Annotated in this window: 20 protein-coding genes, 1 rRNA gene, 1 pseudogene and 1 riboswitch; of the genes and pseudogenes, 11 read left to right on the forward strand and 11 right to left on the reverse strand. The window is 42.2% G+C overall.

Features of this window, described 5'->3' with window-relative positions:
* The first annotated feature begins 254 nt into the window (after positions 1–254).
* Positions 255–369, forward strand: a 5S ribosomal RNA gene (gene rrf / locus GVV58_RS00010).
* Between the two features lie 1,102 nt (positions 370–1,471).
* Positions 1,472–2,412, forward strand: a pseudogene (locus GVV58_RS00020) (IS5 family transposase).
* A 241-nt stretch (positions 2,413–2,653) separates the two neighbouring features.
* Here GVV58_RS00020 and GVV58_RS00025 read toward each other — a convergent pair.
* From GVV58_RS00025 to GVV58_RS00050, 6 genes are all read right to left on the reverse strand, one after another.
* Entirely contained in the window at positions 2,654–3,175 is a 522-nt protein-coding gene (locus GVV58_RS00025; protein WP_225554207.1) for a transglycosylase SLT domain-containing protein, read from the reverse strand.
* A 268-nt stretch (positions 3,176–3,443) separates the two neighbouring features.
* The gene (locus tag GVV58_RS00030) at positions 3,444–3,932 is read right to left on the reverse strand and encodes a GNAT family N-acetyltransferase (protein WP_100535157.1); all 489 of its coding nucleotides are present in this window, start codon (positions 3,930–3,932) and stop codon (positions 3,444–3,446) included.
* Positions 3,933–4,021: 89 nt separating this feature from the next.
* Positions 4,022–5,221, reverse strand: a complete 1,200-nt coding sequence (locus GVV58_RS00035; RefSeq protein ID WP_159515723.1) for an acyl-CoA dehydrogenase family protein — start codon at positions 5,219–5,221, stop codon at positions 4,022–4,024.
* A 22-nt stretch (positions 5,222–5,243) separates the two neighbouring features.
* A complete protein-coding gene (locus GVV58_RS00040; protein ID WP_100535156.1) occupies positions 5,244–6,539 on the reverse strand; it encodes an acyl-CoA dehydrogenase family protein in 1,296 nt (431 codons plus the stop codon).
* A gap of 239 nt (positions 6,540–6,778) precedes the next feature.
* Positions 6,779–8,152: an AarF/ABC1/UbiB kinase family protein gene (locus GVV58_RS00045; protein ID WP_005097050.1), complete on the reverse strand. Its 1,374-nt coding sequence runs from the start codon at positions 8,150–8,152 to the stop codon at positions 6,779–6,781.
* A 160-nt stretch (positions 8,153–8,312) separates the two neighbouring features.
* On the reverse strand, positions 8,313–8,621 hold the full coding sequence (locus tag GVV58_RS00050) for a hypothetical protein (RefSeq protein WP_005097049.1): 309 nt from the start codon (positions 8,619–8,621) through the stop codon (positions 8,313–8,315).
* A 199-nt stretch (positions 8,622–8,820) separates the two neighbouring features.
* Here GVV58_RS00050 and GVV58_RS00055 point away from each other — a divergent pair, with 199 nt between their 5' ends.
* From GVV58_RS00055 to GVV58_RS00080, 6 genes are all read left to right on the forward strand, one after another.
* The gene (locus tag GVV58_RS00055; RefSeq protein ID WP_005097047.1) at positions 8,821–9,207 is read left to right on the forward strand and encodes a hypothetical protein; all 387 of its coding nucleotides are present in this window, start codon (positions 8,821–8,823) and stop codon (positions 9,205–9,207) included.
* Between the two features lie 204 nt (positions 9,208–9,411).
* On the forward strand, positions 9,412–10,422 hold the full coding sequence (gene prmB / locus GVV58_RS00060) for a 50S ribosomal protein L3 N(5)-glutamine methyltransferase (protein WP_034609000.1): 1,011 nt from the start codon (positions 9,412–9,414) through the stop codon (positions 10,420–10,422).
* Between the two features lie 13 nt (positions 10,423–10,435).
* Positions 10,436–11,530 carry a chorismate synthase gene (gene aroC / locus GVV58_RS00065; RefSeq protein WP_074382718.1) on the forward strand — a complete coding sequence of 365 codons (1,095 nt, stop codon included), beginning with the start codon at positions 10,436–10,438 and terminating at the stop codon, positions 11,528–11,530.
* A 68-nt stretch (positions 11,531–11,598) separates the two neighbouring features.
* Positions 11,599–12,117, forward strand: coding sequence for a GNAT family N-acetyltransferase (locus tag GVV58_RS00070; protein WP_074382719.1), 519 nt, complete (start codon positions 11,599–11,601; stop codon positions 12,115–12,117).
* 127 nt (positions 12,118–12,244) lie between these two features.
* On the forward strand, positions 12,245–13,153 hold the full coding sequence (locus tag GVV58_RS00075) for an AEC family transporter (protein WP_159515724.1): 909 nt from the start codon (positions 12,245–12,247) through the stop codon (positions 13,151–13,153).
* A 330-nt stretch (positions 13,154–13,483) separates the two neighbouring features.
* Positions 13,484–13,571: riboswitch (glycine riboswitch) on the forward strand.
* A 135-nt stretch (positions 13,572–13,706) separates the two neighbouring features.
* The gene (locus GVV58_RS00080; protein ID WP_159515725.1) at positions 13,707–14,951 is read left to right on the forward strand and encodes a D-amino acid dehydrogenase; all 1,245 of its coding nucleotides are present in this window, start codon (positions 13,707–13,709) and stop codon (positions 14,949–14,951) included.
* Between the two features lie 84 nt (positions 14,952–15,035).
* Here GVV58_RS00080 and GVV58_RS00085 read toward each other — a convergent pair whose 3' ends face one another.
* Positions 15,036–15,689 (reverse strand): hypothetical protein, encoded by a 654-nt coding sequence (locus tag GVV58_RS00085; RefSeq protein WP_005097039.1) that lies wholly within the window; start codon positions 15,687–15,689, stop codon positions 15,036–15,038.
* 100 nt (positions 15,690–15,789) lie between these two features.
* Here GVV58_RS00085 and ispF point away from each other — a divergent pair, with 100 nt between their 5' ends.
* Positions 15,790–16,278, forward strand: coding sequence for a 2-C-methyl-D-erythritol 2,4-cyclodiphosphate synthase (gene ispF / locus GVV58_RS00090; protein ID WP_005170695.1), 489 nt, complete (start codon positions 15,790–15,792; stop codon positions 16,276–16,278).
* Between the two features lie 2 nt (positions 16,279–16,280).
* On the opposite strand, the gene GVV58_RS00095 is transcribed toward ispF, so the two are convergent.
* The 3 genes from GVV58_RS00095 to GVV58_RS00105 form a co-directional block, all read right to left on the reverse strand.
* The gene (locus GVV58_RS00095; RefSeq protein WP_100535153.1) at positions 16,281–16,805 is read right to left on the reverse strand and encodes a protein tyrosine phosphatase family protein; all 525 of its coding nucleotides are present in this window, start codon (positions 16,803–16,805) and stop codon (positions 16,281–16,283) included.
* Positions 16,806–16,868: 63 nt separating this feature from the next.
* Positions 16,869–17,960, reverse strand: a complete 1,092-nt coding sequence (locus tag GVV58_RS00100) for a 3-deoxy-7-phosphoheptulonate synthase (RefSeq protein WP_180001437.1) — start codon at positions 17,958–17,960, stop codon at positions 16,869–16,871.
* Positions 17,961–18,087: 127 nt separating this feature from the next.
* On the reverse strand, positions 18,088–18,978 hold the full coding sequence (locus tag GVV58_RS00105) for a sulfite exporter TauE/SafE family protein (RefSeq protein ID WP_005097034.1): 891 nt from the start codon (positions 18,976–18,978) through the stop codon (positions 18,088–18,090).
* Positions 18,979–19,366: 388 nt separating this feature from the next.
* Here GVV58_RS00105 and lpxB point away from each other — a divergent pair, with 388 nt between their 5' ends.
* Complete coding sequence (gene lpxB / locus GVV58_RS00110) at positions 19,367–20,539, forward strand: lipid-A-disaccharide synthase (RefSeq protein ID WP_159515726.1); 1,173 nt, start codon at positions 19,367–19,369, stop codon at positions 20,537–20,539.
* Here lpxB and GVV58_RS00115 read toward each other — a convergent pair.
* Positions 20,528–21,478, reverse strand: a complete 951-nt coding sequence (locus tag GVV58_RS00115; protein ID WP_159515727.1) for an AraC family transcriptional regulator — start codon at positions 21,476–21,478, stop codon at positions 20,528–20,530. The genes lpxB and GVV58_RS00115 overlap by 12 nt on opposite strands.
* A gap of 187 nt (positions 21,479–21,665) precedes the next feature.
* Here GVV58_RS00115 and GVV58_RS00120 point away from each other — a divergent pair, with 187 nt between their 5' ends.
* Positions 21,666–22,883, forward strand: a complete 1,218-nt coding sequence (locus tag GVV58_RS00120; protein ID WP_005170714.1) for an alkane 1-monooxygenase — start codon at positions 21,666–21,668, stop codon at positions 22,881–22,883.
* Positions 22,884–23,079 lie beyond the last annotated feature (196 nt).

Genomic DNA, 23,079 nt, shown 5'->3' on the forward strand with positions numbered 1-23,079 from the left:
AGTGCAGTGATGCATGAAGCTGACCAATACTAATTGCTCGTGAGGCTTGACTATACAACACCCAAACAGTTGTTGTATAAAGCATCGATTGATTCGATATTAAGCAAAATAACTTGATTTAGTGATCAAGCTAGTTAAACTAAACAAACTTAATTCAACACAAATATTCTGTTAATAACTCATTTGGTAGAAAGCATTGGCATACACTGAAAAGTGACTAAATAAGACCAAAGCGAGTATCCATAAACAGTTGTGCTGGCGACAATAGCAAGAGTGAACCACCTGATCCCTTCCCGAACTCAGAAGTGAAACCTCTTTGCGCTGATGGTAGTGTGGGGTTACCCATGTGAGAGTAAGTCATCGCCAGCTCATTATTCGAAACACCCCCTGCATCAGCAGGGGGTGTTTTTTTGTGTATTTAAAATAATCAAGTTATTATTTAAATCTCAAGCTTTTCAAAAAATGATTGAGATATGTTCAAGTTTAGCTATTAAGATAGTTAGAATAGGACTAAGTGCTAGGTCTTTATTTAATAAATCCTGTGACAACTTTCTTAGGTGTTACTGGCATGATTTAGATATTAGAATAGAAATTGTTAGAGTAATTGATAAAGATAACTGATTATTTGCTGAGAGCAGTTCGGTATCGTTCAGATATTCATTAGCGAGTGAGTCTTTTCATAACATTTGGTGATTTCAGCGTCGTGGATATTCGTTTTAGTCGTTGGCCTAAAGCAGGTGTGTGGCAGAGAGTCTTTGAAGTGCTGTCACATGACAGTGACAATGAATAGCCATGTTCGACTCCACCATTGTGCTCATCAACACAGCGCTGGGGAAGAAATCAGGCGATCGGACGGAGGAAAGATAACTTAAGCACCAAAATGCGTGCTCATAATGATGTCTTAGGCAATCCAATAAAATTTTATCTTACTGTTGCTGGGCAAGTTCATGATTTAAATGTTGCTGATATATTGCTGGACTTATTATTCAGTCAAACTTAGCCCATAGGTAACCCCTAAAAGTCTAAAGATCGAATAATTGTTCCAATCCATAAAATTAATGCTTAAGGCGTGATACCCTCTAAAAATAACGCTATGAGTCAAGGTGATTATAAACCGATATCTTTATAAAGCACGATATTTGATCGGGAACTTTTTTTGCCAAGCTCAAGCAGTATCGTATTATTACCATACGTTATGATAAATTAGTTCAAAACTTTTTGTCAGCAATTTATCTTGCCTTAACAATAATTTGGCTTAATTGATGACAGATCATAGTTTCATAAATATAAATAGGATATAGCATTTAAAACCTAAATTTTAATTTTATATGCTGCAATATCAGTGCTAGCTTTTTTGGTTGCGTACAGTAGCTGACCCAGTAAAACTTCTTTGGAAGAAAGAATGACTATAAGCATTGGCTTTGTTGCACAAAGCTATTCTTGAGGGCTTCTTTAGCAATATAATTTCCAGATGAAGAAGCCTGCACCTAAAACTTACCGTACAACCAATTGGTCCTCGTATAACCAAGCTTTAATCAAGCGAGGAAATATTTCAATCTGGTTTGATCCTAAGACCCAATGGTATGCACAACCACAAGGCAAGCACGGACGAAATCAAACTTATTCCGATACAGCGATTCAATGCTGTTTAATGATCAAATCTCTATTCCGTCTTTCTTTACGTATGGTCACTGGCTTTGCTCAAAGCCTGATTAAACTCTGTGGCTGAGCAGCCCCGAATATCAGTGATATTCGTACTCCACCCTCTGTAGACGACAAAAGCATATTGATATTGCGATAAGCTATCAGAAAAGTCGTGATGGGTTACACCTACTCGTCGACTCTACGGGTTTAAAATTTTTAGGTGAAGGTGAATGGAAGCGTAAGAAACATCAGCCTGAATACCGTCGGCAATGGCGTAAACTGCATATTGGTATAGATGCTGAAACACTGCAAATACGTGCCGTTCAGCTTACGACAAATAATGTCAGTGATTCACAAGTACTAGGTGATTTACTGGATCAAATCCCACCAAATGAGCGAATAGATTCTGTCTATACCGATGGGGCGTACGACACGAAGTGCTGCAGACAAGTGATTTCAGATCGTCAAGCACATGCAGTAATTCCACCCAGGAAGAATGCCAAGCCCTGGAAAGATTCTAAAATCAGTTCAATAGAACGAAATGAGTTACTTCAAACGGTTAAGCATTTAGGCAGAACCCTATGGAAAAAATGGTCGGGCTATCACCGTCGCAGTTTGGTGGAAACCAAGATGCATTGCATCAAATTATTAGGAGATAAGCTGACGGCAAGACATTTTCAAAGTCAGGTCAATGAAGTTCATGCGCGTGTGGCAGTTCTGAATAGATTTACGGAATTAGGTAGACCTCACACCCAAGTTGTCACTTAAATTTGAATGGATTGGGGAAAACTCAGCTTTTGAATGTTTATGCAACAAAGCCGTTGATATTTATTATATAGGTATAAAGTTGATTGATTAAATATTAATCTTTCCCAAATTAAATGAAAAAACAAATATGTGATGGGTTTTGCATTATTTTAACGTTTGCAGAATCAATATAGCCGATAAAAGATGAATCAGTTTAATTTTAGGAGTTTTAAACTGATTCAAGCATTATGTTAAAGATAAATTAAATCACATTCTTCAGATCTTTTTTATGCTGTTTCACTTGTTGTGCATAACGTTTGCCTTGCTTACGCATTTTACGGTTTTTCTCATAGGCAGTCGGACCTACATTATAATAGCCCAGTGCTTTTTCTAAGCTACCACTGGATTCATGATAACGAGAAAGAATATGGCTACCACATGAAATATTTATAGCTTCATTATATAAATCATCACCACAAGTCGCTTGCCAATATCTTGGCATAATTTGCATGAGGCCAACAGCTCCAGCATGTGAAGCCACTTGGCTACGATAAGTTGACTCCTGACGAATTACGGCTGCTACAAGTAATGGATCCAGACGATTTTTTTCTGCATTCTGAATAATCAAAGGTGAAACGCGAGTTGCTGTGGTTGCTGGAACACCGTAGGCTGTCTGAATTCCTTTAGACAGTTGAGCAGAACGTTTTTCTAAAGAATTGCCGCCGAGAGAAGAACAGGCACTAAATAACACGGTACTTAGACCAAGCAGCCCAATTTTAAAAATTGTGCTATTGAATACTGGTAATAATAAGTTTTTTCTAACAGAAAATTTGCCTAACAACTTTCAGCTTCCATGTATTTTTAAAATTAAACTGATCTTAGGAAGATGTATAAAAATCGTCAAGAAATTATATGATTTGTTTACAAAGTCAAAGTAGATCTACTTGAATCATGGATGATTTATGAAGAGATGATCAAAGAAAAGCCGGTTGGAATAGAGATTTATTTAAGGCTTTTCTTGGTGTTATGGAGAAGATGAGGATCGACATCGATTAGGCTAGGTTTTTAAGCATCCAGATTTCACAGGCTTGACTATGGCCAGTGTCGCCTTCAGGCCGATCCAGATGCTCAAAACCTAAGTTCTCGTACAGCTTCACCGCTTGCCAAAGGTTTTTGGTAGTCTCGATATAAATCCGTTCAAATTTATGTTGTCGGGCAAAATCAAAGGCCAAATTCAAAATCTGTTTTGCAAAGCCATATCTACGAATGGCTGGTAGAAAATACATTTTCTGTATTTCTAGAATATTGTGGTCACCTTGTAGTGGAGCAATACCACCACCGCCATAGACCTGATCCTGTTCATCAACAATGACCCAATAGGCAGAATTTGGCTGTTGATATACGTCATACAGGTGATCCAGGATTGAATCACCTACAGCGAAACCGGACTCCGCTGCCAGACCAAACTCCATGGAAACGTCACGAATAATCTTGGCAATTTGAGCATTATCTTGAGGCTGAATGGGACGAATAGAATACATAGCACATGACATAAAAGAAGATGGAATTTTTATAGTCCGAAAACTTTAAAAAAGCCATCTTTTTCGTTCAATTTTCCTTCGATAAAGTTTTATTTTAGCTCACTCGAAGATTTACCCAGTTCGCGTCGGGCGATAATCAGTTGTTGAATCTGCTGGGTACCTTCAAAAATATCCAGAATCTTGGAATCACGTGCCCATTTTTCCAACAGTTCAGTTTCGTTATAGCCTACCGCAGCTGCCAATTCTACACATTTTAAGGTGATTTCATTACCCATACGTCCAGCTTTGGCCTTTGCAATAGATGCTTCACGTGAATTCGGTTTATGATTATCTGCCATCCACGCCGCTTTGAGCATCAGCAAGCGCGCAGCTTCCCATTCTGCTTCCATGCGATAGATTTGTGCAGCGATATTGGAGCTTTGTAAATAGGGCGTGACATAACTGGAATCCAGTTGATCCTTAAAAATTTCCTTGATACGTTCCAGCGAGGCTTTGGCACAGCCAATTGCCATGGCAGCGACCAATGGCCGGGTATTATCAAAGGTTTCCATTACACCGGCAAAGCCCTTGGCAACATCGGTTTCTGCATGACCGAGCAAGTTTGCCGCAGGTACTCGACAATTGATCAGGCGAATCGTGGCAGTATCCGAAGCTTTAATTCCTAACTTATGTTCCAGTCGTTCAACCTTCATTCCGGGCGTACCTTTGGTCACCACAAATGATTTAATTGCCGATCGTCCCAGTTTTTTATCTAATGTTGCCCAGACCACGACCGCATCGGCACGTTCCCCAGAGGTCACAAAAATCTTCTCACCATTTAAAATATAGTTATCACCATCTTTGGTCGCAGTGGTGCGAATTGCAGCGGAATCTGAGCCGAAACCTGGTTCGGTAATCGCCATGGCTGCCCAAGTCCCATGAAAACGTTGTCGCTGTTCTTCATTTGCCACCGCTGCAATGGCTGAATTTCCTAAACCTTGACGTGGCATAGACAGCAATAAACCCGTATCGCCATAGCACATTTCAATAATACTCAGGGCAGTAGACATATTAATACCATTTTTATTGCTGCTGTCGGTCTCGCCCCGTTTATTCACTGCTGCGCCCGCATTCATACCTTCACTGCCTTGGTTCATACCATCTACGATGGAGGCCAGCATATCCAGCTCTTTAGGATAAGTGTGTTCAGCCTTATCATATTTACGCGAAATAGGGCGGAGTACATTGAGTGCAACTTCGTGCGCTTGATCAATCAGGAGTCTGAATTTTTTTGGATTTTGTAGATTCATGATAGTTTTCTTTATTCTCCGATCAGGCATGTAGGCCAGAATGAACAATCGCAGTGGCTCTGAGGTCTCGATACCAGCGCTCGACCGGATGTTCTTTGGTAAAGCCATGACCACCCAAAATCTGCACGCCATCTGTACCGATTTTCATGGATTTTTCTGCGCAGAGTAAACGTGCCAGATAAGCTTCTCGATGAAAAGGTTGGCCAGATTCAGCCAGACTGGCAGCATTAAGAATAAGCATCTGCATGGCATCAATTTCAATCACCATATCGGCAATCATAAAAGCGACACTCTGACGATGGGAAATAGGTTCACCGAAAGCAGTCCGTTCATTGGCATATTGTATGCAGTATTTTTTCATGGCCTCACAAGTACCGACGGCCATAGCACCCCACATCAAATTGCCTAAATCAACGAAAGTATGATAATCAAAATCATCATCACCCAAACGCTGCGCTGGTGTATTTTTAAATTGAAGTGTGACGCTTTCAGTTGCTTTTAGACCCATGGCAGGGGATTTTTTTGCAGTAATGCTATGGTCACGTTGTACCACAAAGACCTCAGGTGTTCCGTCTAGATCGGCACTGACCAGATAAAGATCCGCATTTTCTCCGAGCATGACCAAGGTCTTTTCACCGCTAATCAGATAATGCGCCTGATGAGCAATCGCTTGAGTTTTTAGTTGATACGGATTAAATGCGGCGGTTTCTTCCTGTACCGCAAAGCTTGCTTTCAGCTCTGGATTTTCTGCGAAAGCACCAAGATATTTTGCCTGAATCTGCTCTGAACCCCAGCGGGTAATGGCATTGATCACACTAAAGCTAGACAGTAAACCGGCAGTCAAACTGAAATCTCCCCGAGCCAAATGTTGCGCAATTAAAATATTACTGACAATATTCTGTTCGGAGGCGACACCCCCTAACGCTTCAGGCAAGGCATAGAAATTCAGGCCGAGATCGGTGCTATATTGCCACAGTTCATGCGGAAATATTTCATGCTGATCGGCAGCATGCGCCAATGGATAAAGTACCTCTTGAGCAAATTTCTGCATCGCATCGCAGGTCAGTTGCTGTTCTGCAGACAGGTTTAGATCAAACAGTGCTTTAGATTGAGGGGGGAGACGCTGTTTTTGAATGTTCTGGCCAGATTTCAGGATTTTCTGGGTTTGACTCAGGGTTTTAAATCCTGCTTTGGAACTTTGATACAGGAATTTTTCTATAAATTTACGCAGCTTTAATTGATCTAATATTTCACTACCCGCAATTTTGGTCAGCATGGACAAGCCAAATCCTTGAGCTTTGTTCACCATATTATTCATTTTGATTATCCTATGGGTGTTGTCACGTTATTTTATTCATGCTGACATGCACGCCAAGAAAAAACCATGTCATCGCTGACATGAATGATTGACAATTTTTAAGTTATTAAAAGTTAACAAATGGTAAGCTAAGTTTATGAAAATATAATTAAAAACAAGAAGAGAGAAAATTATTTTTGAATAAAAATTGACCCGGATGACAAAATCATCCGGGTTTCTATGTAGCGTCTATTGGGGTATCAAAGGTGATTTTTGATCATGGCACGCACATTGGTTTTGGCATCAATCACGGTCATAAAGGTATATGCACCGATGAATTTACGGCTAATAAACATAAATTCCTTGGGTGGAACACTGAAATAACGTGAAGCCATAGATCTTGAAGCCTGTTGCATGACACGGCTATGCAATTGGCTTTTTTTCCAGTCATAACGATTATGTTGATCCATCACATTAGCTGGTAGCTCCTGATTATTCAACGGTGAGCTAAAAGCCTCAGTGGCCAGTAAAAAGACCTTGGCCATATCCGGCTTGATGCTTTGCGGAATTGAATCAAAAAACTCATAACCGGTCATGGCTTTGACCATCATGTCTGAGTCGTGATGATAACCGGCCTGAATCAGATTGCGCGCGACGCTGAGCAGATGCTGGTCAAACTGACGGATGGCACCAAAGTCGAGCAGGACAATCTTGTCAGGAATATCTTCGCCATTGCCCAGACGAACCAGATAATTCCCAAAGTTCGGATCGGTCTGCATTTCACCCCATTCAAAAATTTCACGTACGGCAATTTCTAACGATGCTTCACCCAACTGGTTGCGGCGTTCTTGTGGCAGAGACAACATTACTGGGCTATTGATCGGCACACCGCGTTCGAAAGTCATGCACAGCACGCGATCAGAGCAATACTCATCAATAATCGTCGGCACGATATAGCGTGGATCGTCTTTTAAACGTGCAGCAAAACGCCGTGTGGTATCTGCTTCAATCTGATAGTCCACTTCACGATGCATCATCTCACGGACTTCATCGAACCACTGGTCAAACTCGCGGGTTTGCGGCACCAGACGCGTCAGTTTGAGCATGTTTTTAAACAGGCTCATATCCGAATCAATGGCTTCTGCCACACCGGGATACTGAATTTTTAAGACCAGTTCCATGCCATCAGATTTGCGGGTAGCGCGATGGACTTGGGCTAAAGATGCAGTGCCCAAAGGCTCATGATCAATGGTGAGATCATTCAGCTTTGCACCGAGCTGCTGCTGTAATTGTGTCTTGATCGCTGGCCAAGCCAGTGCCACGGTCTGGTTGTTGAGCGTATTTAAAGCCTGTGTGACTTCTTCTGGCAAAAAGTGTTCGCCATACAGCGCCATCATCTGGCCGATTTTAACGATTGAACCTTTGAGCTTACCAATTTCTGCAACCAGATAATCCGCCTGCTCTTTCATGGCCTTTTTACGTTTCTTTTCTTTTTCTTCTTCACTCGAAAATATGGAGCCTGCACTGGAAGCCGCCCAACGCGTGCCTGCCAGCAAGGATGCCTTTGCGATCGATAAGCGTCGATCCATAGAGGAGGTTTTCAGTTGTTTAAGCTTATCGTTCTGATCTGACATGTAAACTCAATCCTTTCATCATCAGCATGAAGCAGAATAAATCATTGTAGGGGATATTAGCGCTTCTGCACGTATTAAAAAAGTTTAAGCCGCTGAATTCATAGTAAAAGCTAGGCAAGCTTTCATTTATTCACCAGCCTGTATCAGTTTAGACAGGGCATTATGCCATTTGAAATTGGATTTTTAATTCAGATCGTTGTTGTAACTGTTGTTTATTTGTTTGAATATGTTGATGAATCAGGTGCTGGACACTGTCGTGCATAAAGCCCAAAGCATAGCCTTTTACAATCACAATACTTGGCAAACCAAAAAACAGATATTTGGCATCGTCCAGTGTGGCACTGCTAAATACACCATGCTGGATTAAAGTTGACTGCAAAAATACTTTTTCTTGCTGCACCTGACCGGAAACCTGGTCATTCCAGTAATTTTGGCGCATCGCCATAAGATTATTGTGCTTATAGCTCATAGGACCGGGCTCGTTTGAAGATTTAATTCGGATTATATGTGGGTGATATGCCAGTTTTCAATTGCACAACTGTTTAATTTGCTGCCGGAGAAATACATAGGATTTTTGCAAGGACTGCGTTAATATTCATGGATAATTTAAACAATATTGATTGTTAAACATTTATTGGAATTATACCAGTTTAGGTAAAGGGGATTTTATGCGTCTTGCATGGTTTTTGGTTGCAGTTTTTGCGGGTAGTGCAGTTCAGACTCAGGCTGCTGTAGGATATTCCAAGGAATATTCGCAGTGTATGAACTTTAGTTATGGTAATACCGCTAAAGCAGAGAAATGCCTAAAGAAAGAGCTGAAACTACACAACAAACGTCTGAAGAAAAGCTATAAAAATTATCTAAAGCTGAATCCGAATCAGACCGCGGCCATCCGCAGTCAGCATGTGCTTTGGGAACGTAAACTGTCGCAGCAATGTAATTTAAGAGTGTCTGGGAAATATGCCAAACAGCAACAAGGTCAATGTATGCTGGCCTTGATTATGGATCAGGCAAATCTTTATCAATCCCGCTCTTATGCACCAGGTTCACGATAAATCACCACATGAGACATAGCTTGAATCGTCTGAACTTGTTCTGAAAAAACTAGAATGACAGGTTGAGGATTGGGTAAAAAAACACGAATTTTATCATTTTTATGAGCCTAGAGAATTCGTGTTTTTCATACTTTTAGCATTATAAAAGCAGGCAAAACAAGGTATCATAAGGCGTTTAAAAAAATGACCTTGGAGACGCCCTACGTGGATCGACCGACTATTAGCCCTGAACATATTCAGGAAGCCGCTGAAAACCTAAGCACAATTCGTGATTTTATCCGCTTTGGTGTGACAGCATTACGTCAATATGATGCGCACTTAGGCCAAGGTACAGAAGATTATTTTGCTGAAAGTTCAGCATTGGTATTACAAAGCATGTCATTGGAATGGAAAGCGGATGCTGAAATTCTCGAGGCAAAATTACTCCCAAGTGAAAAAGCTGAATTTTTAGGATTGTTGGAGCGCCGTATCAATGAGCGTATGCCAACTTCATATTTATTGAATTTAGCCTACTTTGACGATAAACCTTATTACGTGGATGAGCGTGTACTGATTCCACGTTCACCGATTGCTGAACTGATTCAAAATCGTTTTGCACCTTACTGTCTGGATGAAAATTATCAGGCGCGTGAAGGGGTAAACAATCTACCTGAAAATCCAGATCCAAAAATGCCTCGCCGTATTTTAGATATGTGTACAGGTTCAGGTTGTATCGCGATTGCTCTGGCTTATGCTTTTCCGGAAGCCGAAGTCGATGCCACTGATTTATCTAAGGATGCTTTAGAAGTAGCACAAATTAACTGTGAACATCATAACCAACAGTTTAATGTGGCCTTGCTTGAGTCTGACCTGTTTGAAAAAATTCCTGCTGAAAATCAATATGATTTAATCGTATCGAACCCACCATATGTGGATGCAGAAGATATGGCTGATCTTCCCGATGAGTTCCATCACGAACCTGAAATGGCATTGGCTGCGGGTCAGGATGGTTTGGACCTTGTACGTAAAATGTTGGCACAAGCTGCAGATTACCTGACTGAAGACGGTCTTATTGTCATTGAAGTCGGTAACTCGGAATGGGCGATGAAACAGAACTTCAATTCAGTCGATTTCTACTGGTTACAATTCCAGAAAGGTGGTTCAGGTATCTTTGCACTCACTGCACAGCAATGCCGTACTTACCGCGATTTATTCATTCAGTCTATTCAAGCATAAGGAGTCGTGTGACATGGCAGGTAATAGTATAGGGCAACTGTTCCGTGTGACGACTTGTGGTGAATCTCACGGTGTGGGCCTGATGGCCATCGTTGATGGGGTTCCACCGGGTATTGAGCTGTGTGAAGCCGATTTGCAAAAAGATTTGGACCGTCGTAAGCCGGGTACATCGAAATTTGCCACCCAGCGTAAAGAGCCGGATGAAGTAGAAATTATTTCTGGTGTGTTTGAGGGTAAAACCACTGGAACATCGATCGGGCTCTTGATTCGTAATACGGATCAGAAATCGAAAGATTATGGCAATATCGCGCAAACTTTCCGTCCGGGTCATGCAGACTATACCTATACCCAGAAGTACGGTTTCCGTGATTATCGTGGTGGTGGCCGCTCAAGCGCGCGTGAAACAGCGATGCGTGTGGCAGCGGGTGCCATTGCCAAGAAATTCCTGTTAGAGAAATTTGGCATTGAAATTCGTGGCCATGTCACACAAATTGGTACTGAAAAAGCAGAAAAACTGGACTGGAATGAAGTGCCAAATAATCCATTCTTCTGTGGTGATGCTGATGCCGTGCCACGTTTTGAAGCGCTCGTGACTTCACTACGTGAACAAGGCACCAGCTGCGGTGCAAAACTTGAAATTATTGCGTCTAAAGTACCTGTGGGTTGGGGTGAACCGGTCTTCGATCGTTTAGATGCAGATATTGCGCATGCCATGATGTCGATTAACGCGGTCAAAGGCGTTGAAATTGGCGATGGTTTTAGCGTCGCTGAGCAATTTGGTCATGAAACACGTGATGAGTTAACAACAGACGGTTTTCTGGCAAACCATGCCGGTGGTATTTTAGGCGGTATTTCTAGTGGTCAGGACATTCGTGTCGCAATTGCACTGAAACCAACGGCTTCAATCACTACTCCGGGTAAAACCATTAATATCGATCGTGAAGATACAGACGTGTTGACCAAAGGCCGTCATGATCCTTGCGTGGGCGTGCGTGCGACACCAATTGCAGAAGCGATGCTGGCGATTGTGCTAATGGATCACTTTATGCGTCATCGTGCGCAAAATGCCGATGTAGTTACGCCTTTTGAGCCGATTGAACCAAAATAATTCGCTTTTCATCTGAAGCGGATACGATTAGAGTCAGACTTCGGTCTGGCTTTTTTTATATTTATATAATGAAAAATAACAATATTCGCTTGGCAAAAACTACAGATATCCAGAACATTGTTGTATTGATCAATACAGCTTATCGTTCCAATCGTGGCTGGACACATGAACATAAGATGGTTGCTGGTCAACGGATTAATTGTGATCAGGTAATGATTCTCTTGGCACAGACTAATGTTAAGCTTTTTGTATTAGAGAATCATGATCAGATCATTGGCTGTATTGGGCTGACTGAATTCGATGACTCTATCGAAATTGGAAGTTTTGCCATTGATCCAGACCAACAAAACTCGGGTTATGGAAAGCAGTTACTAGATTTTGCCGAGTTTTATATTATTGATACGTATCAGAAGAAAGTGATTCGAATGTCAGTATTGAATGTCCGTACAGAATTGATTGCTTATTATCAGCGCCGTGGCTATCTATTGACTGAAAAAATTGAAGCATATCCACTAGATCAAAATGTCGGAGAGCCTTTGATTCCGTTACATTTACTGATTTTAGAAAAAATGATCAGATCAATATAATGAGTTGATGAAAATTCAAGCATTTTACTTCTTAAATTAATTGGTGAAACAGCCACTAAATATGCTAGTTTTTGTGCACCGTCTAAAGGGTATTGAAAAATAGACAGGAAACAGACCAGGATGGCACATGCTGCAAATTATTTTAACTTCTTTATTTCCTCTTATTGGCTTGATCAGCTTTGGCTATTTGCTTAAGCATGGGCAATGGTTGAGTGAAGACTTTTGGCGCGGTGCAGAAAAGTTAAATTATTATGCACTATTTCCAGTGATGTTATTTTTAAATCTGGCCACTGCCAAGATTCAGATGAATGTGATTCAGGATGTGGTACTGGTGGTATTTAGTATCATGATCGTGGTCAGTATCGCACTGTATATCTTGCGCCATATGTACCAGATATCTTATGCGCGTTTTGGCGTCTATGTTCAGGGCTTGTTGCGCTTCAATACCTATATCGGACTTGCTGCGGTCAGTAGCTTATTTCATCAGCAGGGCATGACCATCTTCGCTGTGATCATGGTGTTGTGTATTCCTTTGGTGAATATCTTGTCGGTGCTGGCATTTACCCGCAGTCACGATATGCAGCTGAAAAAAATCATTCTGGATTTATCTAAAAATCCATTAATTTTAGGCTGTATGGTGGGTGGTGTGTTTAATCTTTCCGGTTTGGCACTCTGGGCAGGAGCAGAGCAATTTCTTAAACAGATTGCACTATGCAGTTTGCCACTCGGTCTGATGTGTGTAGGAGCAGCCTTAAAGTTTCAGGGCTTTCAGCGAGATGTATTGCCACTCAGTCTGATGACCTTTGGTCGCCTGTTTGGAATGCCGCTGATTGCATTTTTAGTCTGTAAAATTTTCCAGATTGATGCATTCACCACGCAAGTATTGGTATTGTTCTTTGCCTTACCTACCGCCTCAGCGTCTTATGTGTTAACCCGGGTATATGGCGGCGATAGCCAGTTAATGGCGAGCATTATTAGTGTACAAACCGTCTTAGCGGCGGGAAGCTTAATATTGGTACTTTCCTGGATTATTTAAAATTCCTTGATTCTCAAATAGATGATATAAGAACTAAATCCTGAATTTAAACTCTCTATGCTTTGAACCATTAAAATAGCCTAAGCAATAAAGGTTCTATTTAAGCGCCAAAATCAAATCAATCCTAAAATCTTATAAAGTTTAGAATCTGTTGTATCTCGCTGAATAGAACAAAAGTGAAATCTAAAAATTTGGTAGATGGGCAATATCAGTCAGCAGCAATAATTCAGTTTAATTCGGAACAGTAATTACAAATTGATTCACGTGAACTCACATAAATAAAAACTGTCTTATTGAATAAAATGGTATATAAATTGCTCATGATAATAAAACATTATTGCAGGAGAGAAATGCTTCTGCATTCGCCGAAGGAGCAAGTTCCCAGGAAACTCTCAGGCAAAAGGACTGTGATAATGGATAAAAACTCTGGAGAGAAGTGTTCAATCACTCACCGAAGGGGAAGGTGCTCGCATTGATGTGCAATGCAGCGACCGAAGCTCTCAGGTACACATGACAGATGGGAAAAGACATCAATATAATCAAGGAGGTGTCTATGCGTCATGTCGTGGTGATTGGGGCGGGTATTACTGGGGTAACCACAGCGTATGAGCTTGTTTTGGCAGGCTATCAGGTGACTGTGGTAGATCGACATCTCTATCCGGCCATGGAAACTTCTTTTGCCAATGGCGGCCAGCTTTCGGCCTGTAATGCCGAAGTATGGAACCAGAAAGCCACGGTACTCAAAGGTATCAAATGGATGTCTCAAAAAACTGCACCACTTTTGCTCAATCCTTCTTTTAGTGTGCATAAATATAGTTGGCTCATGGAATTTTTGGGAAATATCAAACATTATGAAGCCAATACCCGAGAGACTGTACGTTTGGCTTTATTGGCCAGAGCACGTTTGTATGAAATTGCCCAAACAGAACAGATTGATTTTGACCTGGAAAAACGCGGCATTTTACATTTTTATCATAACAAGACGGATTACGATGTCGCGATCAAGGTCAATGACCTGTTGTGTAGCGGCGGACTGGAGCGCAATGCCATTTCCAATGCGGAAATCAAGCAGATCGAACCTGCATTAACAGGCGATTACTATGCCGGATTTTACTGCCAGAGCGATGCGACCGGAGATATTCATAAATTCAGTACAGGACTGGCCAAAGCCTGCATGCAAAAAGGCGTGAAATTTGAATTTGGCCAAGATGTCTTTGCCGTCGATCATCAGGCTCAACATATTCGGGTGAAATGCAAACCCAGTACTGAAAATGTACATCATTCTACAGATGACATTCTGGAAATTAATGCAGATGCCATTGTGGTGTGTGCGGGTGTGGGCAGTTATCAATTGGCCGAGATTTTAGGGGAACGAGTCAATGTTTATCCGGTCAAAGGCTATTCAATTACCGTGCAGCTGAATGATGAACAGAGCCAAAACAATGCACCATGGGTCAGCTTGTTGGATGAAAGTGCCAAAATTGTCTTGTCACGTCTGGGTAAGGATCGTTTACGAGTCGCAGGAACCGCCGAGTTTAATGGCTATAACCGGGATATTCGTGCAGACCGGATTCAACCACTGATTGACTGGAGCAATCGTAACTTTGATCTGTGTACCGAGCATGTCGTACCTTGGGCTGGCTTACGCCCGATGATGCCAAATATGATGCCTGTGGTGCGCCGTGGTAAACATGAGCGGGTATTTTATAATACCGGCCATGGTCATCTGGGCTGGACCTTGTCGGCTGCAACGGCTGCACTGATTAGCAAGGAAATTGCTCAATACTATCCTGCTTAAATTGATGGCCCGCATGCGGGCTATTTTTTACATCAAATTTCTCATTTTATATAAGGTTAAGTTTTTAATATTTTTTAAATTGAATCAATCATATAAGCGATAAACCCCAGTAAAACGTTCACAACCTTTTTGCTGAGTGTTGACGGCTAGAATCGCTTTACTATAGTTAAACTCATAGCGGCAGTCATTTTCATTATCCATGATCTGTTCTTTTGCTGCAGGCGTGGTATAGGCTAAAAATGGAACAGTCTGCGTTTCGGCCCGGTTATTGGGATTGCGATAGGCCAGACCTTCAATCTTGATGCGGTCTTTAGTCAGTTGATGAATCTTGATATGCACAGGCTGTTTGGCCATTTGTCCCTGCTCGAACTTAATATAATGCTGAGTTAGGCTTTGATTCAGTGAAATATAGATATTTAAATCATCGAGGCGCCATTCAAACTGCTGTTTAAAACAGTCCAGCGTTTTGCATTGCTGTAACCGATTTGCCCATAACTGTTGGGTGTCTTGCAATAAGCGAACGGGGGCATCAGTAATTAAAAAAGCGGTCAAGTATTGGTCAGCGAGTTTTTCCCGAGCTTCGGACAGCGCTACTGAGCAGACTTTATTCATGGCCGCTGTTTTTTTGCTGTCGTTGTTACAGTCGAGTGGGTTCGCTGAACTACCCGCAGATATCATCCCCAGGCCGAGCATCAGGCCAATTATTTTCAACATATTTATATCAGTTTTCAGTAGCATGATCGCTTATACTTTCACTGTGTTACGCTTGGTCTAACTATAGCGAAATAGAAAGCAAGTGTACAAGATTTCAATGGGCTATTTCTAAAGGATGTATAAGGTGATCGCACAAATTCGTATTGGTCAGGGTCTGGATGTGCACGCATTTGAAGAGGGTGAGTTTGTCACTTTGGCCGGCATTCAAATTCCGCATACGCACGGTCTGAAAGCACATTCGGATGGTGATGTGATTCTGCATGCACTCTGTGATGCATTGTTGGGCGCGTTGGCACTTGGAGATATTGGCCAGCATTTTCCGGATACCGATCCGGATTTTAAAGGTGCGGATAGCCGGGTATTGTTGAAGCAGGTTTATCAGTTAATTCTGGATCGTGGCTATCAGCTGAACAATGCTGATATTACCGTCGCCTGTGAACGTCCAAAACTGGCGAAACACAATCTGGCCATGCGTCAAAGTATCGCAGATGTGCTCAATGTCGATGTCACTCAAATCAGTATTAAAGCCACTACCACTGAGCAGCTCGGTTTTACCGGTCGTCAGGAAGGTATTTTATCTATGGCAACCGTGCTGTTGAGCCATAATAAATAGGCTCAGACAAAATAATTTGGATTAATCAGGGATCGTTCCAGTTCCTGGGTTGCTTTACGGCCTTGCAGCTGTAGGGCAACTGCATGCATGAGACCTGTCCAGGTTTCATTCGGTTCCCAGATTTGATGCAAATGTTCATGCGCCGTAGGAAGATCCACGTCCATATAGTATTGACGATATAAATACATCAGACAGCTGACATGATAGTTTTGTGAACAGTGTACCCAGACCATCTGTTCCTTAATCAGGTGATTGATCAGCTCGAGTACCAGTAAACATTGATTGTCTGAAGGGGTTTCCCATGAAATCGGTAACTGGATATAGTTCAGGCCCAGCTCAAGGCAAATTTTATCTTCATGTGGCAGATATTGGTCGTTATCTGTTAATGCTACATTGATGACCGTAGACACACCGTATTCTTTAATCAGCTGCAGCTGCTCAGTTGTCGGTTGACCGGATGTAAATAAATGGTCATGTATAAACTGAAAATTATCAATCTGGCTTAATGCTGTTTCAATATCATTCATCAGATAAAATTTCCTTGTTCAGAAATGCAAACGCCATCTTGGCGATGGCGTTTGTCAGATCATTTAACGATTAGCTAAAGTATCTTTTAATGCCTCATGCATGTCGAGTAAGACTTTTTCAGTCGTTTCCCAGTCGATACAGCCATCAGTGACTGATTGGCCATACTCCATATCACAAAGGTTCGTAGGAATGTCCTGACGACCGCCTTTAAGATGACTTTCTACCATAATACCAACAATTGACTTGTTTCCATCAAGAATTTGTTCGGAAATATTTTTGAGTACAAGCGGTTGCAGGTACGGGTCTTTGTTTGAGTTGGCATGGCTGGCATCAATCATGATTTTGGTGCTGACTTTGGCCTTGGCTAATGCGGCTTCCGCATCTGCGACCGAGCCGGCATCGTAGTTCGGCTTGCCATTACCGCCACGCAGTACCACGTGAGCATAAGGGTTACCTGAAGTACGAATCACAGCCACCTGACCTTGATCGTTTAAACCAAGGAAGCTATGGCCATGTTTGACCGATTGCATCGCATTGGTTGCCACGGTTAAACCGCCGTCCGTCCCGTTTTTAAAGCCGACTGGTGAAGACAGACCTGAAGACATTTCACGATGCGTCTGGCTTTCAGTCGTACGTGCACCAATTGCAGACCATGAAATCAGGTCTTGATAATACTGCGGTGAGTTCGGATCAAGTGCTTCAGTGGCACATGGTAAACCTATTTCATTCAGTTCAAGTAACAGCTTACGACCGATACGCAGACCTTTTTCGATATTGAACGAGTCGTTCATATCCGGATCGTTGATCAGGCCTTTCCAGCCCACTGTGGTACGTGGTTTTTCAAAATAAACCCGCATCACGATGTATAAGCTGTCTTTAACTTTTTCGCTTAACGCTTTTAAGCGTTCAGCATATTCGTGTGCAGCCGCAGGATCATGAATAGAACAGGGGCCGATGACAACGAACAGGCGTTTGTCTTCACCATCCAGGATTTTACGAATCGTTTCACGACCATGCAGTACGGTTTGATAAGCAGTTTCAGTCAAAGGTAATTCTGCTTTAAGCTCGGCAGGGGTTACCAAAGGAATCATGCTGTGGATATTCACGTCATCAATATCTGATGCTGAAATGGGATTTGACTGTTGTGTATTCATTGCCGTCACTGGTTCGATCATACAAAAGGTTGTTTAATAGCCCGAATATAACATGAATGATGCGTCACTTTGTTATAAAAAAGATGAATACTTCTTTGAAAAAAAAGTGATGAATCGCATAGTTAAATTAAACGGACTGGGAATTCTGGCTCATGACGACCATCGCTGTTTCGGCAGGTTGAGCCGGTTTTGATTTTACAGGGTTAAGCATGAAATTCAGGCCGAGCCCAAATAAGGTAATGCCTAAAATTTTGCGAATTAGTTTTTCTGGCATCCGTGAACTGAGTAAAGTGCCGACAATAATCGCTGGAATAGAACCCACCAATAACCACATGAGCAGCATGAAATCGACATTGCCTGATGACATATGCCCCAAGCCTGCAACCAGCGTCAGTAACACCGCATGCACCACGTCTGAGCCAATGATACGAATCATCGGCAGATTCGGAAACATCACCACTAAAGCCATGATGCCAAATGCACCTGCACCGACTGAAGATAAGGTGACAAAAATACCCAAGATAACGCCCATAATCATGATGGCGATGCGCTTTTCCTTGGCTTGCAGTTTTACTTTTTCCAGATCCTGCGTCATATCTGGCAGTTCTTGTTTTCGGTATTTGTTGAAAAGATTTTCGATCTGGGTGCGAAACAGAATAGACAAGCCGGTAATGGTCAGCATAAAGCCCAATACCATGGTCAGGACGGCCTTGTAATGTGTCGATTGGCTTAAATAGTTGTCGAGTACCCAATGCGTGGCAAAAGATGCTGGAATACTGCCCACTGCCAGCCAGATCACAATTGGCCAGACAATATTCATTTTTTTGGCATGCACAAAAGAACCGCAGAATTTTGAAATCGCGGCATAGAGCAGATCAGTACCAATTGCAATGTGGGGTTCAATCCGGAATAGGCTGATCAGAATGGGTGTCATCAATGAGCCACCACCGACACCGGTTACTCCAACACAAAAACCTACCAACACACCTGCTAAAATAAACTCAATCGGACCAAACATGCATATATGCCAAAATCAAAAAACGTGGATATCTTATGACTTTTGGATATAAGTCGTTGTCTTGATTATTGATTTACTTATGCATAAAAAAGATAAAGCACTGGGCTTAAAATTAAATGAAGTTTCATGTTCATCCTCGCTAAGAAAATAACGTGAAACACCGGTCACTTATTTTAAAGGACACTTTGATCTGCCTGAAAATGAAGATGAATCAGGAAAACCACTTCAATAGAAAAAATCATCAGGGAAGATTAAGAGTAGGCTAAGTAATTCTAAAGCATACCTTTCTTAAAATATAAGATGCTCACTGCTTATTCAGGCATAAACCCAGCTTTATGTTAGAATTACGATTAAATACAGTTCAATACGGATCTGAGAGGGAACTCACTTGCTAAATCGAAAACTAAAAATTGGAATCGTGGTCGGTGAGGTCTCTGGAGATACGCTTGGCGCAAAGTTGATTCGCCGTTTTCGTGAGCAAGGGATTGATGCCGAATTTGAAGGCATCGGTGGTCCACAAATGATCGCAGAAGGCTTTAAAAGCTATTATCCGATGGATGTTTTATCGGTGATGGGCATTGTTGAAGTTCTCAAGGATATTAAAAAACTCTTTGCTGTACGTGATGGGCTGGTCGAAACTTGGACTAAAAACCCTGTCGATATTTTTATTGGTGTAGATGCACCTGATTTTAACCTGCGCCTGTCGAAAACCATTAAACAAAAACAGTTGCCGATTAAGACCGTGCAATATGTCAGTCCTTCGGTCTGGGCATGGCGTCAGGGACGTGTGCATGGTATTAAGACCAACATTGATCTGGTGCTGTGTTTATTTCCATTCGAAAAAACCTTCTTTAAAAAATGGGATGTGCCAGCCGCTTTTGTTGGTCATCCTCTGGCCAGTCAGTTGCCGCTTGAAAATCCGATTATCGATGCTAAACAAGAACTGAATCTTGATCCGAATCAGAAGCATATTGCACTATTACCGGGAAGTCGCCGCGGTGAGATTGAACGTTTGGGGCCTTTGGTTCTGGATGCAGCCAAGATTCTGCATCAGAAATATCCGGACTATACTTTCCTGATTCCGGCAATTAATGAGGCACGCAAACAGCAGATAGAACGCTTGCTGGCGACTTATCCTGAAAGTCTAAAGATTCAAATCCGCTTGATGGAAAACAGCGGTACCGAGTCAAAAATCGGCCGTCAGGTCATGAATGCTTCCAATATTATTGCGCTGGCGTCAGGTACTGCTACATTGGAAGCGATGTTATTACATCGTCCGATGGTGACCTTCTATAAACTGAATTGGTTGACTTATCATGTGGTGAAATTTCTCATCAAAATTCCTTATTATTCGCTACCAAATATCATTGCCGGCAAAAAAGTCATTCAGGAGTTGATTCAAGCCGATGCTACGCCTGAAAAGCTGGCGGCTGAAATTGAAAAACTGATGAATGTTGAAACTGCACAAATTCAGGTGATGCAGCATATCACCGTGCATAAGCAGCTATTGTCTGGTAATAGCGAAGACCCGGTCAAAGCCGTGCTCGCGCTAATCCAGTAATTTGACATTATTCTTCTGACAATTCAGCCGGTACTGGGTGGGCGTCTGTTCAAACTGTTTTTTAAAACTTTGACTGAAGGCCGTCTCGGATGAATAACCAACGCCATGTGCGATCTGCTGAATACTGAATCCGCTATTTCGCAAATATTGTGCCGCCAGTCGCAGGCGATGCTGTTGTAAATAAGCCAGTGGCGGCTCACCAACAATCTGGGTAAAGAGCTGGGCAAATTTGGAACGTGACATATGACATTGCTCAGCCAGACTTTCTACGGTCCAGAACTGCTCAGGTTTGCCATGAATTGCAGCCAGTGCATTGGACAGTTCCGGATGCGAGAGCGCATTCAGCCAGCTCGAGGCATTTTCCAGATTTAAAATATAATCCCGCACACATTCAATCAGTAAAATACTGACCAGATGATCCAGAATCTTGTCACGTCCCGGCCGCATCTGCTGGGTTTCCAGCGCCAGAAACTGCAAACCGACCTGTAACCATTCCGGTGCGGTGTCGCCCAGAATATGTTGAATATGCAGGTATTTAGGTAAGGCACTCAAAAGAGGTTTGGCCATCTGCATATCCAGGCTGGAACGAATGGCCAGTATGAAACTATGCTCCGCCGAATTTTCCCCATTAAGATCGACACATTGCTGTGCATGGCTTTGGAAATAAGGATTAATCGCACAGCGTGCAGAAAAATCGGCATTGTCTGGGCAGGAAACATGATGGGCGGAACCTGCGGGTAATAGCACCAGATCACCTTGTTGCAGCTCGAGCCGATCACCATTCATGAACCTTAATTGCGCCTGTCCCTGTAACAGGATATAGGCCAGCATAAAGGGTTCATGTTGATAGTCAAAGCCGCCCGGATGAAACACATTCAGATAAAGGTATTCCGATTTTTCCAGATGAATATCATCAAAAATTTTACTTAAAGCATCCATGCCTAACTCTATTCTTCTATTTATTTCACTTAATTGACTATAAATTTTTTAACTTTGTGATTTTAGGCCAGAATTTGGCTGCATGTGCCAAAGACGCTGACATAGGTTTTCTGGACGTTGAATACTGTTCGCTGTTGCTGAAATATTCAACTATAAGTGCAGAGTAACATAAAAAAGGAAGCTCGCAATGAATGCCCCTGCACAAATCCAGAAAGCGCAGTTTACGCAGGAAGCGTCAGCACTAAAAGGTGTAAAGCTGGATAAAAAACGTTTTGGCTGGTTGCTCAGCCCAGGTTTGCCTGTGATCGGAATGGGAATTTTGGCCGGTTATCATTTTGGCCCCAAAGCGACTAAAAAAGTCTTTGCTTTGGGCGGGCCTTTATTATTGCATGTGATTATTCCGACTCTGGATGCCCTGATTGGCGATGATGCCAACAATCCGAATGACGAACAGATTCAGGCGCTGGTCAAAGATCCGTATTATGACCGGATTGTAAAAGCCTTTATTCCCTTGCAAATGGCAGCCAACGCTTTTGCCGGCTATGTGGTGACACGTCCAAATGTATCGATACTGGATCAGCTCTTATTGGGAGTTTCCATGGGTGCGATTAACGGCATTGCGGTCAATACGGCACATGAACTGAGTCATCGTCCGCAGAAAAAAGACCATTACTGGTCGCATGCCAGCCTGATGCCTTTGGCCTATAATCATTTCCGTATTGAACATCCTTATGGGCATCATAAACGGGTGGCAACGCCAGAAGATCCAGCATCTTCACAAATGGGCGAGTCTTTTTACCGTTTCTGGCCACGCACTGTGTTTGGCGGATTAAAGTCAGCGATCCAGATTGAAAAGAAACGTCTGGAACGTAAAGGATTGAAATTTTTAAGCAAGGAAAATGAACTGTTTCATGGCTGGGCGATGAGTGCAGGCTACCATGCCTTGATGCTAAGTGCTTATGGTAAAAAGCTCATTCCTTATACACTGACTCAGGCCTTTTATGGGGTAACTCTGTTTGAAATCGTCAATTATATTGAACATTATGGTTTGAAACGCACAGAAAAAGATGATGGCAGTTATGAACGGACCTTGCCTGAACATAGCTGGAATAATAACAATATTGTGACCAATCTGTTTTTGTACCAGTTGCAGCGCCATTCAGACCATCATGCCTTTCCAAGCCGCCCATTTCAGGCACTGCGACATTTTGATGAAGCACCCGAATTACCCAGTGGTTATGCCACCATGTTGATTCCGGCTTTAATTCCGCCGTTATGGTACAAAATGATGGACCAACGGGTCTATCAGCATTATCAGGGTGACCTGACTAAGGCCAATATTCATCCAGGCAAACGTGAGAAAATTTTTAAAAAGTTTGGACTTATTTTAAGTACTGAAGCATAAACCTAGTTTTAAATAAAAAATGCGCTTCTTACAGCTAATGCCAGTCAGTTAAGGAATTGACTGGCATTTTCTTTTTCAAATTCATGATTATATCTGATAGATAAAAAAGTCATCCGCAACTGTTTGAGGCAGGACTACATTTAAAAATGATTGTTTCTGCGACAAATTTACTAGTCGATGGTGGCTGACGAGTTTT

The sequence above is a fragment of the Acinetobacter sp. 18QD2AZ41W genome (genome assembly GCF_009829025.1).
GTDB classification, from domain to species: domain Bacteria; phylum Pseudomonadota; class Gammaproteobacteria; order Pseudomonadales; family Moraxellaceae; genus Acinetobacter; species Acinetobacter pseudolwoffii.

Coding starts and splice junctions, on each gene's coding strand:
- GVV58_RS00085 (WP_005097039.1), bottom strand. CDS start 15,689: ATGCTACTGAAAACTGATATAAATATGTTGAAAATAATTGGCCTGATG.
- GVV58_RS00105 (WP_005097034.1), bottom strand. CDS start 18,978: ATGTTTGGTCCGATTGAGTTTATTTTAGCAGGTGTGTTGGTAGGTTTT.
- GVV58_RS00075 (WP_159515724.1), top strand. CDS start 12,245: ATGCTGCAAATTATTTTAACTTCTTTATTTCCTCTTATTGGCTTGATC.
- GVV58_RS00040 (WP_100535156.1), bottom strand. CDS start 6,539: ATGAATAATATGGTGAACAAAGCTCAAGGATTTGGCTTGTCCATGCTG.
- GVV58_RS00055 (WP_005097047.1), top strand. CDS start 8,821: ATGCGTCTTGCATGGTTTTTGGTTGCAGTTTTTGCGGGTAGTGCAGTT.
- aroC (WP_074382718.1), top strand. CDS start 10,436: ATGGCAGGTAATAGTATAGGGCAACTGTTCCGTGTGACGACTTGTGGT.
- GVV58_RS00115 (WP_159515727.1), bottom strand. CDS start 21,478: ATGGATGCTTTAAGTAAAATTTTTGATGATATTCATCTGGAAAAATCG.
- GVV58_RS00095 (WP_100535153.1), bottom strand. CDS start 16,805: ATGAATGATATTGAAACAGCATTAAGCCAGATTGATAATTTTCAGTTT.
- GVV58_RS00030 (WP_100535157.1), bottom strand. CDS start 3,932: ATGTATTCTATTCGTCCCATTCAGCCTCAAGATAATGCTCAAATTGCC.
- GVV58_RS00080 (WP_159515725.1), top strand. CDS start 13,707: ATGCGTCATGTCGTGGTGATTGGGGCGGGTATTACTGGGGTAACCACA.
- GVV58_RS00100 (WP_180001437.1), bottom strand. CDS start 17,960: ATGAATACACAACAGTCAAATCCCATTTCAGCATCAGATATTGATGAC.
- GVV58_RS00050 (WP_005097049.1), bottom strand. CDS start 8,621: ATGAGCTATAAGCACAATAATCTTATGGCGATGCGCCAAAATTACTGG.
- GVV58_RS00070 (WP_074382719.1), top strand. CDS start 11,599: ATGAAAAATAACAATATTCGCTTGGCAAAAACTACAGATATCCAGAAC.
- GVV58_RS00045 (WP_005097050.1), bottom strand. CDS start 8,152: ATGTCAGATCAGAACGATAAGCTTAAACAACTGAAAACCTCCTCTATG.
- GVV58_RS00120 (WP_005170714.1), top strand. CDS start 21,666: ATGAATGCCCCTGCACAAATCCAGAAAGCGCAGTTTACGCAGGAAGCG.
- GVV58_RS00035 (WP_159515723.1), bottom strand. CDS start 5,221: ATGAATCTACAAAATCCAAAAAAATTCAGACTCCTGATTGATCAAGCG.